Genomic DNA, 15434 nt, shown 5'->3' on the forward strand with positions numbered 1-15434 from the left:
TCCAGACGGCGGGCTCAGCCGACGATCTGCTCGACGATCTTCTTCGCGTCGTTGATGGGGATCGCGAAACCGATGCCGATGCTGCCGGTCGAGGCCGGGTTGTACAGCGCCGAGTTGATGCCGATGACGTTCCCCTGCGCGTCCACCAGCGCGCCGCCCGAGTTGCCCTGATTGATCGGGGCGTCGGTCTGGATCGCGGTGTAGCTCGGCCCGGCTTCGTTCGTGGTCCTGCTGTAGGGCGAGCGCCGTTCCTGGCCGCTGCTCAACTCGTCGAGCTTGCGGTTCAGCGCGCTCACGATCCCAGTGGTCACGGTGTTCTGGAGCCCACCGGGCGAGCCGATCGCGACGACCTGCTGGCCGACGGCGAGCTTGCTGGAATCGCCGAGCGAGGCCGCGGTCAGCCCGCTCGCGTTCTTCGCCTGGAGCACGGCGATGTCGGCCTTCGTGTCGGCGCCGACCACACTCGCCTTGTACTGCTTGCCGTCGGACAGCGTGACGGTCACGTCTCCCTCGGCGTCCGCGACGACGTGGGCGTTCGTGAGGATGCGCCCGTCCGCCGTCAGGATGACGCCGGAGCCGACGGCCTCACCCTGCGCGGTGGTCACGTTCACCTGCACGACGCTCGGTGTCACCTTCGCGGCGACCCCGCTGACGTCACCCGAAGTGTTGTTCCCGACCAGTTGCCCGTTGGCGACCGCGGACGAACCCGTGCCCGACGCCGACGACGTGGAGCCGAGCCCCATGATCGCGGCGCCGCCGACCCCGCCGACGAGTGCGGCGGCGAGTGCCGTCGCGCTGACGAGGACGGCCACCCGGCCGCCCTTCTTGCGCGGTGGCGGGGTGACGAGTGGATTCGGCGCGGCCTGCCAAGGGGTGTAACCGGGGTACTGCTGCTGGTGCGGCGGCTGGTGCCCACCGGTTGAGGCGGGGCCTGGCCGACTCTCGTTCTCGGTCATGGAACAAGATTCGCGCCCGTACTTGTGAACCGCCTGTGGAATCCCCCTGTGCTTTCCTGAGAAGAATTACCTGAGAAAACTCAGTCGAAGAAGGCAGGCACGTCCAGTGCTCCGCCCGACGCCTCGAACTCCTCGTGTACCGCGGCGCGGAGTTTCGCGTCGGCCAGGTAGTCGACGGCCGTCAGAGCCAGCCCCAGCGCCCCGTCGACGACCGCGCGATCGCCGTCCGGGGAACCGGCCGCGGCTGCGAACTCCTTGGTGTGCAAGGCGGTCGTCGGCCCGGCGATGGCGATCATCGGGTGGATCGCGGGCATCCGGTAAGAAAGGTTGCCGAGATCCGTCGAACCGGTGAGGAACTCGGGCACGATCCCCGGCGGCAGCGGTTTGCGGCCGGCGTCGACCTGATGCACCGACCAGCGTCCGGCGAGCGTGGTGTTGAACCGGATCGGCAGATACGCGGGCTGGGCGTCCCACCGGAGTTCGACTCCGCAGCCGGTCATCTCCGCCGCGCCGCGCGCGACCGCCGAAACCCGCTCGGCGAGGTCGCGCAGCGTGTCCGGCTGCGCGGACCGGAGATAGAACAGCAGCGCCGCGCGTTCGGGGACGACGTTCGGCCGTGCGCCGCCGTCGGTGAAGACGCCGTGGACGCGGTCACTGGAGGGCAGATGCTGCCGAAGCGCCGCGACACCCTGGTACGCGGCGACGGCGGCGTCGAGCGCGTTGCGCCCCATGAACGGCTGAGCCGACGCGTGCGCGCCGACACCGTGGAACACCATTTCCAGCTGCCGCCTGCCGAGGAACGGGTGCATGGCGATGTCGTGGCTGAACGGGTGCAGCATGAGCACGGCGTCGACGTCGTCGAAAACACCGGCACGGGCCATGGTCTCCTTGCCGCCACCGCCTTCCTCCGCCGGTGTGCCGATCAGCGAGACCCGGCCGCCCAGCCGTCCGGCGACCGCGGCCGCGCCGAGGAAGCCGCCCGCGCCGGCGGTGCAGATGACGTTGTGCCCGCAGCCGTGGCCGAGCCCCGGGAGCGCGTCGTATTCGGACAGGACCGCGATATGCGGGCCGCTGCCGGGGGTGGTCGCGACCAGGGCGGTGTCCAGTCCGCCCGCGCCGATCGTCACCTCGTGGCCGTGCCGCCGGAGCAGCTCGCCGAGCGCGCGGACCGAGCGGTGCTCGGCGAAACCCTCTTCGGGGTGAGCGTGCAGGTCTTGGCTCAACTCCACCAATTCCGCCCGCAGCGCGTCGATCTCGGCGACGACGGCGTCCCGTGTGGCGGCGTCCGCGCCGTCATGGGGCGAGCCGAGTGGTTCGGCCGCGGCGACGGCGTCCGCGGTCGCTTCGACCAGTGAACGGAGGTAGCTGTCGTCGGGAGGGATCGGCGAAGCGTGCTCAGAGCGGATCATTTCCGGATGTTAACTCCTAGCTCGCCCGTGACGATCTGCGTGACGCCGGAGTACCGCTCGTCGACGTGGTCGAAGCCGCGGCGGAACAGTTTCGCCGCGATCTCGCCGCGGTCGAACATCCGCTGTCCGCTCAGCCTGCCGAGGACGGTGTCCGCCAGCCGCATCGGCTGATCGCCGTGCCGGGCGCTCGTCAGCATCACCAGCGAGCCGCCGGGTTTCAGCACGCGGGCGAACGAATCCAAGGCGGCGTCGGGGTCGGCGAACATGTGCAGCGCGGCGAAGCAGCAGACCGCGTCCACAGTGGAATCGTCCAGTGGCAGGTCGACGGCGTCGGCGCGCAGATACGTCGCCGAAGCGGGATTGGGCGCGGCGAGCGCCTTCTCCAGCATGGTGACCGAACCGTCGAGGCCGATGGAGAGCCCGTTCGGGCCGACGGCCTCACCGAAGGCCCTCGTGAACCGGCCGGTGCCACAGGCGACGTCCAGCGCGACCTGGCCGGGGCGCAGGCCGAGCGCTTCGAGCGCGATGCGGACCTCGTCGGCCATGCTCGGGCCGTTCAGTCCTTTCGCGACCCTGCCCAGCGTCGGGCGCCAGTACCGCTCGTAGATCATCGGCACGGCGGAGGTGCGCATGAGCCGCTGGGCGAGCCCGGTCGGCGGCCCCGCTTGCGGGATTTCTCCCAGCAGATCAAGGAATCCCTCGCCCTCGCCGGTGGTCGTGATACCCGGCCGCAGGAGGCTCCTCAGACGTTCGCGTTGGTCCGGCATGGCTGCTCCCTTCACGGTGTCCACCCCAGAATCTGCCATGACCGGTCCGTTCGCGACATTCCCGCCGCCGCGACCCGAAACTGTCGGTGCCCGTCTCTAACGTCGGAGGGAGTCGCCGTTCCCCAGCCGAAGGAGCCCGAAAATGACCGGCTCGATCCTGCAGCACCCCGCGTCGACCACGCTTCGCATCCCGGTGCGCGGCCCGTTCGACCTCGACAAGTCCATCCGCTTCCTGACCGACTTCCCGCCCGCGTGCCGCGCGGACGCCGCCGCCGAGCCCGGCACCCTGCGCTTCGCCTTTCCCGCCGAAGCGGGTTGGGAGCACGTCGGTGCGGCCGTCAGACAGAGATCGCCCGGCACGATCGAGGTGGAGGTCTTCGCCGAAGAAGGGCTCGCCGTCGAGGTCGGCGCCCAGGTCCGGCGGATCCTCTCGGTGGACGTCGACGGTGTCGGCTTCGCCAAGATCGGCACGGCGGATCCGGTGGTGCGCCGCCTGCAGCGGGAGCATCCCGGGTTGCGCCCCGTGCTGTTCCATTCGCCCTACGAAGCGGCCTGCTGGGCGATCCTGAGCCATCGGACGCGGATGTCGCAGGCCGCCACCGTGAAAAGGCGGCTGGCCGAGGAGTTCGGCAGGCCGGTGGACGTCGGCGGGCAGGTTCTCAGGTCGTTCCCGGCGCCGGACGTGCTGGCCGGGCCCGAAGCCGGGCGCGGGCTCCCGGAGGTGAAGGCCGGGCGGTTGCGCGCGGTGGCCAACGCCGCCAAGGACGGTCTGCTCGACGCCGCGTACCTGCGCGCGATGCCGGTGCCGGACGCGTTGCGCTGGCTGCAGCTCTTGCCGGGGATCGGCCCGTTCTCGGCACAGCTGATCCTGATCCGGGGCGCCGGGCATCCCGACGTCTTCCCCACCGGCGAGCCGCGGTTGCAGGAGGCCATGCGGGCCGCGTACGACCTGCCGGAGGCTCCGCCCGAGGAGCTGGAGGAGCTTTCCGCGGTCTGGCGGCCGTTCCGCAGCTGGGTGGCCTTCGCCCTGCGCAACGCCCCGGAGTTTCGCACGCGGGGGATCGGAGGTTCCATGACCGCCTGACACGGGACATATCCGGCCTGTGGTGAGCTGGTGAGGTGAGCTCGTCTCCCGCCGAAACGGTTTCCGACATCGCCCAGTCCACCCCGCCCGGCACGATCACCCTGGTCACCGGTGGTCTCGCACTGCTCGTGGTGCTCTCGGGCAGGCCTTGGCGGCTCGCCCGCAACCTGATCACGCTCGTCCACGAGGCGGGCCACGCGCTGGCGGCGGTGCTGGTCGGACGACGGCTGCAGGGCATCAAGCTGCACTCGGACACCTCCGGCGTCACCGTCTCCCGCGGCAAACCGGAGGGGCCGGGGATGGCGTTCACCGCGCTGGCCGGGTACCCGGCGGCCGCGGTGCTCGGGCTGGTGTTCGCGGGGCTGCTCTCGTCGGACCTGATCACCGTCGTGCTGGTCGTGATGGCCCTGATGCTGCTGGGTGTGCTGGTGATGGTGCGCAACACCTACGGGGTGTTCACCGTGATCGCCAGCTCGGTGGTGCTCGGGCTGGTCGCGCTGGTGGCGCCGTCGTGGTTCCAGGCGATCTTCGTCTACCTGCTGACCTGGTTCCTGCTGTTCGGTGGCGTCCGGCCGGTGGTCGAGCTGCAGATCAAGCGGCGCCGGGGAGCGGCGAGGGATTCCGACGCCGACCAGCTCGGCAGGCTCACCGGGATGCCCGCGGTGCTGTGGGTGCTGGTGATGGCCGTGCTGACGGTGAGCTGTCTCTTCGCGGGCGGGTTGTGGCTGCTGGAGCCGACCGTCGCCTGACCGGGGCGGTACGGCAGACTGATGGCTCGTTCCGCGCGGAAGGAGTCAGCAGATGGACGAGGTCGCCAAGGCCGTCGAGGAATGCGCTCGATCGGCGAAACGGGCCGCGCCGTCGCTGGCCGCGGCCTCCCCGAAAGCGATCGACGCCGCGCTGAACGCCATGGCGGACAAGCTCGTCGAGCACGCCGACGTCGTGCTCGAAGCGAACCAGGCCGACATCGCCAAGGCGCGCGAAGACGGGATGAGCGCGGGCCTGCTCGACCGGCTCACCATCACCCCCGAGCGGCTGACCGGCATGGCCGAACAGCTCCGTCTCCTGGCGGGAGCGCCGCATCAGGAGCGGTCCGTCGACGTGTCCACTTTGGACGGAGGGCTGCGGCTGGTGGAGCGCCGCCGTCCGGTCGGCGTGATCGGGGCGAACTACGAGGCGCGCCCGAACGTCACGGTCGACGTCGCGTCGCAGCTGGTGAAGTCGCGCAACGGCGGCGTGCTCCGCACGGGCTCCGCCGCGCTCGGCTCGGCCCAGCGCCTGCGTGAGACCGTGATCGCCCCCGCGCTCTCCGAGGCGGGCATCGATCCGGACGTCATCCAGCTGGTGCCGCGCGCCGAACGGGAAGCAGCCTCCGCGCTGGTCCGGTTCCCCGCGCTCGTGCCGCTGGTCATCCTGCGCGGCAGCGGCGACAGCACCAGGGCGCTGGCCACCGAGGCGGCCGTCCACGGCGTCCGCACGCTGGCCCACGCCGACGGCGGCGGCGTGCTGTACATCGACGAAGCGGCCGACACCGACAAGGTGCGCGACCTGGTCTTCAACAGCCTCGACCGGCTCGGTGTCTGCAACCGGCTGAACCTGCTGCTGATCCACGAGGCCGCGCACGACCGCGTGTGGCCCGGCATCTCCGGCGCGCTGGCCGAACGCGGCGTCACGCCGTCGCTCGCCCCGCACGAGCACGCCATCGGCTACGAATGGGCGCTCGACTCGGACCGCGAAGCGACCGTCACCGTCGAGAAGGTCTCCGGCCTGCCCGAGGCGGCGGAGATCGCCAACGAGCGCACCTCGGGCCTGGCCGCCGGCATCGCGACCGAAAGCAGCGAAGCCGCCGACGCGTTCTTCGACGCGTACACCGGCACCGGCGTCTTCTGGAACGCGCCGACCCGGCTGCTCGACGGCTTCAAGCTCCTCGCCGTCCCCGAGACCGGCATCAACCTGGACAAGGTCCCCGGCCCGCGCGGCCCGGTCACCTACACCGACCTCTACGTGCGGCAATACGCCGTGCTGCCTGATCTTCGCTGACCTGCGGTAACGCAGATCGGAGTTACGTGGAGCCTGAGGGGATTTCCAGGACAGTTATCGCAGGTCAGCCCACGTTTGTCCTCGACAGCCGAAAGGGGAGGATGCTCACCGAGAGCTGCGAGCATGTTGGCTCGCGCCTCTGGCGTCTCCTGCACGTAGCCCGCAAGCTCGTCGAGGGAGGACCGCTACCGCGCCAATTCGCGGCGACCGGCATCCGTGAGCATGTAGTACGGCCGCCAGTCAGGTGTGGACTTGTCGAACTCATGGGCAACCCAACCGAGGTTACGCATCTTCGTCAGCATCTCCGCCAGCCGCCGGTGACTGACAGCCGCGGCACGCCGGAGATCCTGGGCGTAGAAGCGGGCTTCGTCGCCTCCCGCGAGGAACACGTCCGCCAACCTGCTCATTTCTCGGGCTGACCGCATGGGTCGATTCTAGTCGTCCTCGTCGTTTTTTGGCGGCCGTGGAAGCCAAGCGAACCGCTATGACGTACCCCTGTCACCGGGATGAGTCGGTCCGGCTGGTTGCACCGGTGGCCACCTTCCCGCGCTTCCGGAGACCGTGTTTCCGGTGTGGCCACCGACAAGGCAGCTTCGGCGGTCGCGTTGCCGTCGTCGTTTCTTGGGCACGACTACGCCCTCTTCGGAGGGTCCGGCGGCTTGGGGACGTTGGGCGGGCCAGAGTTTTTGTCGGTCGGTCGTGTGGGTGTGTCCTTGCCCGGTCCCGGATTCGTGGGGCTGGTCCCCGCGGGGTTGCGTTCGCGCGCCATTACGGCCTTTCCTGGTGTGGGTGAAAGGCCGAGGGCGGGATGGGCCCGCCCCCGGCCGCGCGATGAGAGGGGTCCGCGGCGCCGGGTGGACTAGTGAAATGGCCGTCGCGAGCGGCCTAAATCCCCTCGTGGTGGTGTTCGCACTTCCAGGCGTCGCCGCCGTCCTTGTAGACGATCTGGCAATGCAGGCACCGACGCTTCAGGACCAAACTCTCAGGCCACGTGGTGTAGATCGACGGATCGACCCGGCGGTGCTTGAGCGAAGCGAGCGGCGTGGCTTTCGTGACGACGCCGCGCGTTGCCTGGAGCTGTACCGCGGTCACGGTCCACCGCCTTTTCTCTCCAGGCGGACGAATCCCCGAGTAGTCACGTTCTGACACTAAGAGCGATAATGCCTGGTGAGAGGAGCCCAGAGGGTGGCCACTTCATGAGGGTGGCCAGAATCCGGGGCCGGGCGACGTGAGGGGTACCTGTGGAGCAGAACAGCGTTGGCGAACTGCTCCGAACCTTGCGTGACGGCACAGGCCGGTCGCAAACCGATCAGGCCATGGTGCTGTCCGAACTGTCGGGACAGGCCATCACCAGAAACGAGATCTCCCGTTGGGAGAGCGAGAAGCGGCTGCCGACACCGTTCTGGCAGCGGTACATCGCTGGCAGTTTCGGAGTAGAAGAGAAGAGGATCAGCCGTGCCGTTTCTGCTGCACGGGTGAAACGGCGAATGGAGAGGGTGGGCGGAGTGCAGCGACGTGAGTTCATCGGAGCAATGGCCGCGATGGCAATTCCGCTCGCTCGTACCGACCAGCCCACCGCCCGCCGGATCGGTCGTTCCGATATCGCCGAACTGCGCCGCCGAACAGCTCGGCTCCGGCGTCTCGACAACATCATGGGCGGCGCCGAAACCTTCCCGGTCTACCGCGCCGAAGCGGACTTCACTCAGCGATTGATCCGCGAATCCAGCCACACCGAGGACATCGAGCGGGAATTGCTCGCTTTGCTCGCCGAACAACAGCAACAAGCCGGATGGGCGGCATTCGACCACGGGCAGCACGCATTCGCGGAACAGCTCTACGAGGACAGCCGCCAGAACGCCGAGGACGCGCGGGCAATGGATCTCGCGGGAAACGCACTCGCCTACGCGGCATACCAGCAGACCACGAAGCAGCAGAGCGGAACCGCCCTAGCCGCGGACTCGTACGAAGTTGCCCGGCGGGTGGCAACACCGAAGGTCTCGGCGCTGCTGCTGGAGCGGAAAGCATGGGCACACGCGACCGCCGGTGAAGCGGCCGAGGCAGACCGCGCGCTGAACCTCGCGCGCGAGGCGTTGAACGCGCCGTCCACTCGGCCGGAACCTGACTGGGTGTTCTGGGTCGACGCCGCCGAAATCGACATCATGGCCGGCCGCTGCTGGACCGAACTCCGGCGACCGCTGCGTGCCGTCCCGGTCCTCGAACGGGTCCTAGCCGACTTCGACGACACACACGCCAGGGACAAGTCCCTGTATCTGACCTGGCTGGCTACGTCCTATCTTCAGGCGCGCGAGGTCGGGCAGGCGGCGGCGACACTGGGCCACGCGGCAGACCTGGCGGCCGGTGTCACGTCAGTCCGTCCGGCTCGCCGAATCGAAACGGTGGCGCGCCGTCTCGCCCGCCACCGTTCGACTCCGGCCGTCGCCGATCTCCTTACCCGGCTGAAGGTCTAGCTGGGGCGGGTGGACTCCTCGGCCCACGCCAGGTAGTCGGCAGAGCCGCGGACCAGCTCGACGGCGGTCACTTCGGGCTTGTCCCACGGGTGGTTCGCGATGATGTACGCCTCCAGCTCGGCGTACCTGGCGTCGGTCGTCTTGAACGCCACGTTGAACTCCTCGCCTCGTCCGCTTTCACCGAGATGCCAGAAGAACGACGTGATTGGCCCGACGACCTGCGCGGTACCCGCGAGACGGGCGGCGACGGCCGCGCCCGCCAGCTTCTCGCCGGACTCGCGATCAGGGGTAGCTGTCGTCACGACAAGGTGAACAGTCATGCCGACAGATTAAGGCGGCTAGCAGCGACGATCACGCACACGAGCCACACCAGCCCGGAGATCACGGCGACCGCGATCAGCCGCACGTCGGCTGCGGCCGTTCGACGGCTTGGTAAAGCCGAGAAGCCAGGATCGGCGCCGAAGCAGCATGGGAACTCCCGAGGTAGGGCCCTCGGTCCCACGTTTGTCCCATGATTTTGATAAATGTGCTGGTCAGCGATGTGCCACTGGCAGTGCGCCGTGCTGCCCGCCTGACGAGCTTCGGTCCCTTCCAGATGTCATGAAAGGGTCGTTCAGGACAAAAATGTCCTGAACGACCCTTTCATGACATCTGGGGTCGAGCATGACGTCTGGGGTCGAGAACGTCCGCAGCCGTCGGAAGTGGTAGCAAAGGTCCCTTGCTCCCCTCCGCAGGGGATCAGCGCCGCCGGCGCTTCGACCGAGGCCGCGGCGGCAACGAGTCCGCGGTGGCGTCCTCGGCCTCGTCCGAAGCGGGCGTCGGGTCCGGAGTGGCGTCGGCCAGCCCCAGCATCTCCGCCGCGAGCTGCTGTGAAGACGCGAACACGCCCGAAGGCCGGTCCCGCGCCCGCCGCAAGGACGAAGGCCGCAGCCGGTTGTAACCGCGCACCGAAACCGGCCGCCGCGTGCGGACCTCGAACTGCGGGAACTCCGAGAGTTCGGTGGCGAGTTCCTTGTCCACCAGGATGGTGCCAGGCCGCGCGGTCGAGGTGAGGCGGGCGGCGAGGTTCACGACCGAGCCGTAGACGTCGCCGAAGCGGCTGAGGATCCGTCCCGACGCCAGGCCGGCGCGCACGGCGGGCAGGGTCTCGTCCGCGTCGGCGCGTTCGGACAGGGCGAGGGCGATCTCGGCGCCGTCGACGGCTGAATCGGCGACGAACAGCACCTCGTCGCCGATCATCTTCACGATCCGTCCGTGATGGTCGGCGATCACCTCGGTGGCGACGGATTCGAACCGGTCGAGGATGTCGGTGAGCTCATCCTCGTCGACCTGCCTGGTCAGCCGGGTGTAGCCGACCATGTCGACGAACCCGACCACCTCGGTCCTGGCCTCGAGATCCTCGTCCGGCATGGCCATCGCCCGGCCGGCGTAGGCCGCGAGGTGGCGGCGCCAGACGAACTCCTGCACCTTCTCCAGCTCGGGCAGCAGCCGTTCGACGAGCCGCCCGATCTGGCGTTCGCTGCTGCCGATCTCCTTGTTCTCGGTGATCATCGTCCACAGCATGTGGACCTGCCATTCCGCGAGCCGCGAAAGGTGCTGGCCCAGCGCGCGCGTCACGGCGAGCTCGATGCCCGGGTCGATCAGGCCCGAGTTCATCAGCTGGTCCGCCGTGCGGATCGCCTCGATGTCGGCGTCGGTGAAGACGACCTCGTCGTCATCGACGGTCGCGAAGCCCAGCGCACGCCAAAGCCGCCGAGAGCGTTCCTCGGGAACGCCTGCCTTCTCGGCGACTTCGAGCCGGGTGTATTTGCGTTTCCCGCCGAGCAGGATCCGTTCGAGACGCTGTTGCAGCGCGTCGGGCGAGATCTCGCCGGGTTCGGGCATCAGGTGGTGTGGACGATGAGCACGTCCACCCCGGACTTCCGCGCGACTTCGGACGGCACGGAGCCGAGGATGCGGCCCGCGAGCGTGTTCAGCCCGCGGTTGCCGACCACCAGCAGATCCGCGGAGCGCTCGGCGACGACCTTGCGCAGTGAGTCGACCGGGTCGCCGACCACTGCGGCGGTGTCGATGTTCTTGGCGCCGGCCTTCGCCGCCCGGTCGCGGGCGGACAGGAGGGTGTCCTCGGCCGGGGCCGAGCCCACCACCTGGTACGCCTCGTCACCGAGGACGTCCTGCGCCTTCTCCACGTCGCCCTTGTTGGCGGGGTAGTAGGCGCACACGATGACCAGGGTCGCTCCGGAGTCTCCGGCGACGCCGGCCGCCCGGTCGACCGCGGCGAACGAAGAATCCGAGCCGTCCGTGCCCACGACCACGGTCCGATATGCAGCCATCCGCAACCTCCACCGATCTGACAGCCCGCACCTGCGTGCGAGCAGCGACGATAACCGCTCGTCGGCGGCCCCGCAGGCCGTCGTGAGCACGGTCGGGTGAAAAGGTTACTCGCCAGTCGGTTTCTGCGCTGCCGCAGGTCGCGGTGAAGCCTTCGCGCCTGATGTGGCCTTCGGCACATCGGCCGTCCGGAGCTGCACGGTGGCTTCCGCGTCGGGCGACGGCTTCGCCTTCAGGTCCGCCGGGACATGCGGCTCGTCGCCGAGCACGTGCGTCGCCTCGGCGAGCGCGGTCCGCGCGGCGCGGACCTGCTCGGCCAGGCTGGAGCGCACCTTGCGGAGCGCTTCGACCCGTTCGGTGGCCTGCGTGATCCGCCGGTTGGACTCTTCGGTGGCCTGCCGGACGCGGCGGCGTGCCTCGTCGGCTGCCTCGGCGAGCCGGGCGTTGGCCTCGGTGATCGAGTCCTGCTTCCGCTTGTTGGCGTCGGCGACGGACTCGCGCTGACGGCGTTCGATGTCGGCCTTGGCCGCCGTCTCCTCTTCGAGCACCTTCGCGCGGATGGCGGCGGCGTCCTCGGTGGCCTCGCGGACACGGCGGGCGGCCTCGGCCTTGCTCGCGGCCTCCTGCTCGGCCAGCGCGTGCATGGCCTCGGTGCGCCGCGACGCCATCGCGATCTCGAAGTCCTCTTCGACCTGAGTGCGACGCTGCTGCGCCTCGGCGTCGAGCTTGTCGCGCTCGGCCTTCGCCTTGTCGGTGATGTCCTTCGCCTCGGCGCGGGCCTTTTCCAGCACGCCGCGGTGCTCGGCCTCCATCTCCTTGCGACGGAGGTCGAGCTCGTTGAGCAGCTGCTCGTAGCGGGCCCGCATGGCGCTCGCGTCGGTCTCGGCCTTGGCGCGGATGTGCCCGGCTTCGGCTTCCGCGCGCGCCTTGGTGTCGGCGGCCTCGTCCTGCGCGAGCCGCAACATCCGCTGCAGCCGCTCGGAAAGGCCTTCGACGCTCGTCGGCGGCTGGGCGAGCCTGTCGACCTGCCCGCGCAGATCCGCGATCTCGCCGCGCGCGATCTCCAGCTGCCGTGCCAGGTCGCCCGCCTGTGCGATGGCGGCATCGCGATCGGCGGTGAGCATCTTCAGATCGGCGTCAAGCCGTTCGAGATGTTCGTCGACCTGTGCACGGCTGTAACCGCGCTTCGCCACGTCGAAGCCGGCTCCCAGCGGCACTAGCTCCCGTTCCTCGCCAAGGCTCATCCTTCTACCGTAGTCGAGCTGGAGTCACGGAAGGGTGAGCACCCACGCAACGCGCGGCGAAAGCGCGTTCTGGCGCGTTAAACGTTCCGGAAAGCGTTGATGCCGTCGATGTGCTTTTCGCGCAGCTCGTGGTTCCGGACACCCAGACCTTCTTCCGGCGCAAGGGCGAGCACGCCGACCTTGCCCTGATGTGCGTTGCGGTGGACGTCCAGCGCGGCCTGTCCGGTGTCCTCGAGCGCGTAGGTCTTCGACAGCGTCGGGTGGATCAGACCTTTCGCGATCAGCCGATTCGCCTCCCACGACTCGCGGTAGTTCGCGAAGTGGCTGCCGACGATCCGCTTCAGGTTCATCCACAGGTAGCGGTTGTCGTACTGGTGCAGGTAGCCCGAAGTCGACGCGCACGTGACGATCGTGCCGCCCTTGCGAGCGGCGTAGACGGAAGCGCCGAAGGTTTCGCGGCCCGGGTGCTCGAAGACGATGTCCGGGTCCTCGCCGCCGGTCAGCTCGCGGATCTTCTTGCCGAACCGCTGCCACTCCTTCGGGTCCTGGTTGTGCTCGTCCTTCCAGAACTTGTAGCCCTCGGCGTTGCGATCGATGATCAGCTCCGCGCCGAGCTTCCGGCAGATCTCCGCCTTTTCGGGGCTGGAGACCACGCACACCGGGATGGCGCCGCCGTTGAGCGCGTACTGCGTCGCGTAGGAGCCGAGGCCACCCGAAGCACCCCAGATCAGGACGATGTCGCCCTGCTTCATGTCGGCGCCGTTGCGCGAGACGAGCTGGCGGTAGGCCGTGGAGTTCACCAGACCGGGGGAGGCGGCCTCTTCCCAGGTGAGGTGATCCGGCTTCGGCATCAGCTGGTTCGACTTCACGAGCGCGATCTCGGCGAGTCCGCCGAAGTTCGTCTCGAAACCCCAGATCCGCTGCTCGGAGTCGAGCATCGTGTCGTTGTGCCCGTCCGGGCCTTCGAGTTCCACGTTGAGGCAGTGCGCGACGACCTCGTCGCCCGGCTTCCAGTTGTGCACGCCGGGCCCGGTGCGCAGCACGACGCCGGACAGATCCGAGCCGACGACGTGATAGGGCAGGTCGTGGCGCTTCGACAGCGGCGAGAGCCGCCCGTAGCGCTCCAGGAACTTGAACGTCGAGACCGGTTCGAAGATCGACGTCCAGACGGTGTTGTAGTTGATCGCGCTCGCCATGACCGCGACCAGCGCCTCGCCCGGGCCGAGCTCCGGCACCGGGACCTCGTCCACGTGCAGCGATTTGCGCGGGTCCTTGTCCCGGCTTTCGAGGCCTTCGAACATGTCGGCCTCGTCCTTGTGCACGGTCACCCCGCGATAGGTCTCCGGCACGTCGAGCGACGCCACGGCGCCGAGGTCATCGTTCAGAATGGCCTGCTGGATCTCGCCGAGCTGCGACATCGAAACCTCCGCGATTGGGGTCATGGCGTTGGGGCCACAAATTACTCACGGGTAACCAAGTCCACAACTGTACGAGACGTGGAGCACGTCCACATCCCGAAGTGTTATCGACCGGTCTTGACCGGCCGGCCAACCAAGCGGACCATCGGACGTGGAGATCTCTCCGACCTGCAGGTTCAGCCGATTTTCGGAGGTGAGCACGCATGAACGAACCCACGACGCGCCCTTGGACCCGTCCCCATGACTGGGCGGAGGTGGTCATCGGTGTCGTCGTCGCGCTTTCACCCCTCTGGATGACCACGGACAACACCGCCATGTGGACGCTCGTCGTCCTCGGCGCCCTGGTCGCCCTCGACGGTCTCGCGTCGCTTGCGATGCCTGGCATGGTCTACGGCGAAGGCATCCAGATCGTTCTGGGCGCGCTGCTGTTCATTTCGCCCTGGGTGATGGGATACGCCGACTTCATGGGCGCGTCCTGGACCGCTTGGATCGGTGGCGTCCTGACCGTGGTGGCCGGGGCGGCGGCGATGCCGATCGCCCAGGCGACGCACAGGACGGCGGGACAGCACTGACCCGGGAGGGAACGGCGTGAAAGAGGATTCGGCGAAACAGCGCATCCTGCGAGCCGCGGAGGCGCTCTTCGCCGAATCCGGTTTCGACGCCACGCCCACTTCGCGGATCGCGGAGCGGGCGGGCGTGCCGAAAGGCCTCGTGCACTACTACTTCCGGCGCAAGTCGGATCTGCTGGCCGCGCTGGTCGCCGAACTGCCCGACGCCCGGATCGAACCGGCCGTCGTGGTGGTCCCCGGCGACCTCGCGGGCAGCCTGCGCGGCCTCGTCGTGGAACTCGACAGGCGGTTCAACCGGTCGCTGGCGCTCTCACACCTGCTGTGGCGGGAAGCCGATACGCATCGCGCGGTCCGCGACGCGCTGGCCGAACGGTTCCAGCAGCTCGTCCGGCAGGTGAAGGCGGTGATCGTCGCCGCGACCGGCGGCAAACTCGCGATCGCCGACGTCGATTCGGCCTCGGGACTGTTGGCGCGGGCGGTCAGCCACCGTCACGCGACGGCGCGGCACACCGAGGACGGGGACCCCGCCGAGATCGACCGCGAGGTCCTCTTCATCGCCTCCGCGTTGACGCGGGGTCAGTGACCGTCCTTCGCGGGCTCGACCAGTTCCACCAGCACACCGCCGGCGTCCTTGGGGTGGACGAAGTTCACCCGGCTGTTGGAAGTGCCGCGTTTCGCCTCGGCGTAGAGCAGCCGGAGTCCCTGTGCGCGCAGAGCTTCGGCCGCGGCGTCCACATCGGACACTCGATACGCCAGCTGCTGCAGCCCGGGCCCGCTCTTCGCGAGGAACTTGCCGATCGCGGAATCCTCGCGCAACGGCGCGAGGAGCTGGATCGCGGTCTCGGTCCCGGCGGTGCCCGGCGCGCGCAGCATCGCCTCGCGGACACCCTGCTCCTCGTTGATCTCCTCATGCGCGACCTCCAGGCCGAAATGCTCGGCGTGGAAGGCGATCGCGGCGTCGAGATCGGGTACCGCGATGCCGACGTGGTCGATGGCCGTCACGAACGGTTTCAGCGCCTGGTTCATGCAGAGCAGGATAGGTCCGCGGGCGGGCGGACCGGCGTGCGCCGCCTCACACTGGCTCCATCAAGAGGCCCGCGACCCGGGTATGGTCGCGAAGACCCCCTTTGCCCTTGCGCCGATGCTTG

At 68.8% G+C, this 15434-nt stretch carries 17 protein-coding genes; 6 read left to right on the forward strand and 11 right to left on the reverse strand.

Translation table 11 applies throughout. From position 1 onward, the window contains the following. Nucleotides 1-14: 14 nt before the first annotated feature. The 3 genes from ED92_RS22395 to ED92_RS22405 form a co-directional block, all read right to left on the reverse strand. A complete protein-coding gene (locus tag ED92_RS22395; RefSeq protein WP_037341693.1) occupies nucleotides 15-956 on the reverse strand; it encodes a S1C family serine protease in 942 nt (313 codons plus the stop codon). A gap of 80 nt (nucleotides 957-1036) precedes the next feature. Next, nucleotides 1037-2365, reverse strand: coding sequence for a M20 family metallopeptidase (locus ED92_RS22400; protein ID WP_037341696.1), 1329 nt, complete (start codon nucleotides 2363-2365; stop codon nucleotides 1037-1039). Continuing rightward, nucleotides 2362-3132, reverse strand: coding sequence for a class I SAM-dependent methyltransferase (locus ED92_RS22405; protein ID WP_037341698.1), 771 nt, complete (start codon nucleotides 3130-3132; stop codon nucleotides 2362-2364). Before ED92_RS22405 ends, ED92_RS22400 begins: the two co-directional genes overlap by 4 nt. 142 nt (nucleotides 3133-3274) lie before the next feature. Here ED92_RS22405 and ED92_RS22410 point away from each other — a divergent pair, with 142 nt between their 5' ends. From ED92_RS22410 to ED92_RS22420, 3 genes are read left to right on the forward strand one after another with little or no spacing between them, the layout of a single operon-like run. Further along, nucleotides 3275-4216 (forward strand): DNA-3-methyladenine glycosylase, encoded by a 942-nt coding sequence (locus tag ED92_RS22410; RefSeq protein ID WP_052120804.1) that lies wholly within the window; start codon nucleotides 3275-3277, stop codon nucleotides 4214-4216. A gap of 35 nt (nucleotides 4217-4251) precedes the next feature. Next, nucleotides 4252-4965 (forward strand): M50 family metallopeptidase, encoded by a 714-nt coding sequence (locus tag ED92_RS22415; protein WP_037341700.1) that lies wholly within the window; start codon nucleotides 4252-4254, stop codon nucleotides 4963-4965. Nucleotides 4966-5017: 52 nt separating this feature from the next. Continuing rightward, nucleotides 5018-6256 carry an aldehyde dehydrogenase family protein gene (locus ED92_RS22420; RefSeq protein ID WP_037341702.1) on the forward strand — a complete coding sequence of 413 codons (1239 nt, stop codon included), beginning with the start codon at nucleotides 5018-5020 and terminating at the stop codon, nucleotides 6254-6256. Nucleotides 6257-6441: 185 nt separating this feature from the next. On the opposite strand, the gene ED92_RS22425 is transcribed toward ED92_RS22420, so the two are convergent. Together ED92_RS22425 and ED92_RS22430 are read right to left on the reverse strand one after the other, a co-directional pair. Further along, nucleotides 6442-6681, reverse strand: coding sequence for a helix-turn-helix transcriptional regulator (locus tag ED92_RS22425; protein WP_081975887.1), 240 nt, complete (start codon nucleotides 6679-6681; stop codon nucleotides 6442-6444). A 460-nt stretch (nucleotides 6682-7141) separates the two neighbouring features. Further along, nucleotides 7142-7348 (reverse strand): hypothetical protein, encoded by a 207-nt coding sequence (locus tag ED92_RS22430; RefSeq protein WP_037341706.1) that lies wholly within the window; start codon nucleotides 7346-7348, stop codon nucleotides 7142-7144. Nucleotides 7349-7497: 149 nt separating this feature from the next. Between ED92_RS22430 and ED92_RS22435 the strand changes: the two genes are divergently transcribed. Further along, the gene (locus ED92_RS22435; RefSeq protein ID WP_152610986.1) at nucleotides 7498-8724 is read left to right on the forward strand and encodes a helix-turn-helix transcriptional regulator; all 1227 of its coding nucleotides are present in this window, start codon (nucleotides 7498-7500) and stop codon (nucleotides 8722-8724) included. Here the strand turns inward: ED92_RS22435 and cutA are convergent. From cutA to ccrA, 5 genes are all read right to left on the reverse strand, one after another. Beyond that, on the reverse strand, nucleotides 8721-9044 hold the full coding sequence (gene cutA / locus ED92_RS22440; protein ID WP_037341710.1) for a divalent-cation tolerance protein CutA: 324 nt from the start codon (nucleotides 9042-9044) through the stop codon (nucleotides 8721-8723). The genes ED92_RS22435 and cutA overlap by 4 nt on opposite strands. Before the next feature lie 418 nt (nucleotides 9045-9462). Beyond that, nucleotides 9463-10608 carry an adenylate/guanylate cyclase domain-containing protein gene (locus ED92_RS22445; RefSeq protein ID WP_037341712.1) on the reverse strand — a complete coding sequence of 382 codons (1146 nt, stop codon included), beginning with the start codon at nucleotides 10606-10608 and terminating at the stop codon, nucleotides 9463-9465. Next, the gene (locus ED92_RS22450; protein WP_037341714.1) at nucleotides 10608-11057 is read right to left on the reverse strand and encodes a universal stress protein; all 450 of its coding nucleotides are present in this window, start codon (nucleotides 11055-11057) and stop codon (nucleotides 10608-10610) included. Before ED92_RS22450 ends, ED92_RS22445 begins: the two co-directional genes overlap by 1 nt. 105 nt (nucleotides 11058-11162) lie before the next feature. Continuing rightward, nucleotides 11163-12272, reverse strand: coding sequence for a chromosome segregation protein (locus tag ED92_RS22455; RefSeq protein WP_037341716.1), 1110 nt, complete (start codon nucleotides 12270-12272; stop codon nucleotides 11163-11165). 104 nt (nucleotides 12273-12376) lie between these two features. Beyond that, nucleotides 12377-13717 carry a crotonyl-CoA carboxylase/reductase gene (gene ccrA / locus ED92_RS22460; RefSeq protein WP_037341718.1) on the reverse strand — a complete coding sequence of 447 codons (1341 nt, stop codon included), beginning with the start codon at nucleotides 13715-13717 and terminating at the stop codon, nucleotides 12377-12379. Between the two features lie 203 nt (nucleotides 13718-13920). Between ccrA and ED92_RS22465 the strand changes: the two genes are divergently transcribed. Beyond that, nucleotides 13921-14289, forward strand: coding sequence for an SPW repeat protein (locus ED92_RS22465; RefSeq protein WP_037341721.1), 369 nt, complete (start codon nucleotides 13921-13923; stop codon nucleotides 14287-14289). A gap of 16 nt (nucleotides 14290-14305) precedes the next feature. Then, complete coding sequence (locus tag ED92_RS22470) at nucleotides 14306-14869, forward strand: TetR/AcrR family transcriptional regulator (RefSeq protein WP_037341723.1); 564 nt, start codon at nucleotides 14306-14308, stop codon at nucleotides 14867-14869. On the opposite strand, the gene mce is transcribed toward ED92_RS22470, so the two are convergent. After that, the gene (gene mce, locus ED92_RS22475; RefSeq protein ID WP_016336653.1) at nucleotides 14863-15312 is read right to left on the reverse strand and encodes a methylmalonyl-CoA epimerase; all 450 of its coding nucleotides are present in this window, start codon (nucleotides 15310-15312) and stop codon (nucleotides 14863-14865) included. The genes ED92_RS22470 and mce overlap by 7 nt on opposite strands. Nucleotides 15313-15434 lie beyond the last annotated feature (122 nt).

The sequence above is a fragment of the Amycolatopsis sp. MJM2582 genome, from assembly GCF_000754115.1.
In the GTDB taxonomy this organism is placed as follows: Bacteria; Actinomycetota; Actinomycetes; order Mycobacteriales; family Pseudonocardiaceae; genus Amycolatopsis; species Amycolatopsis japonica.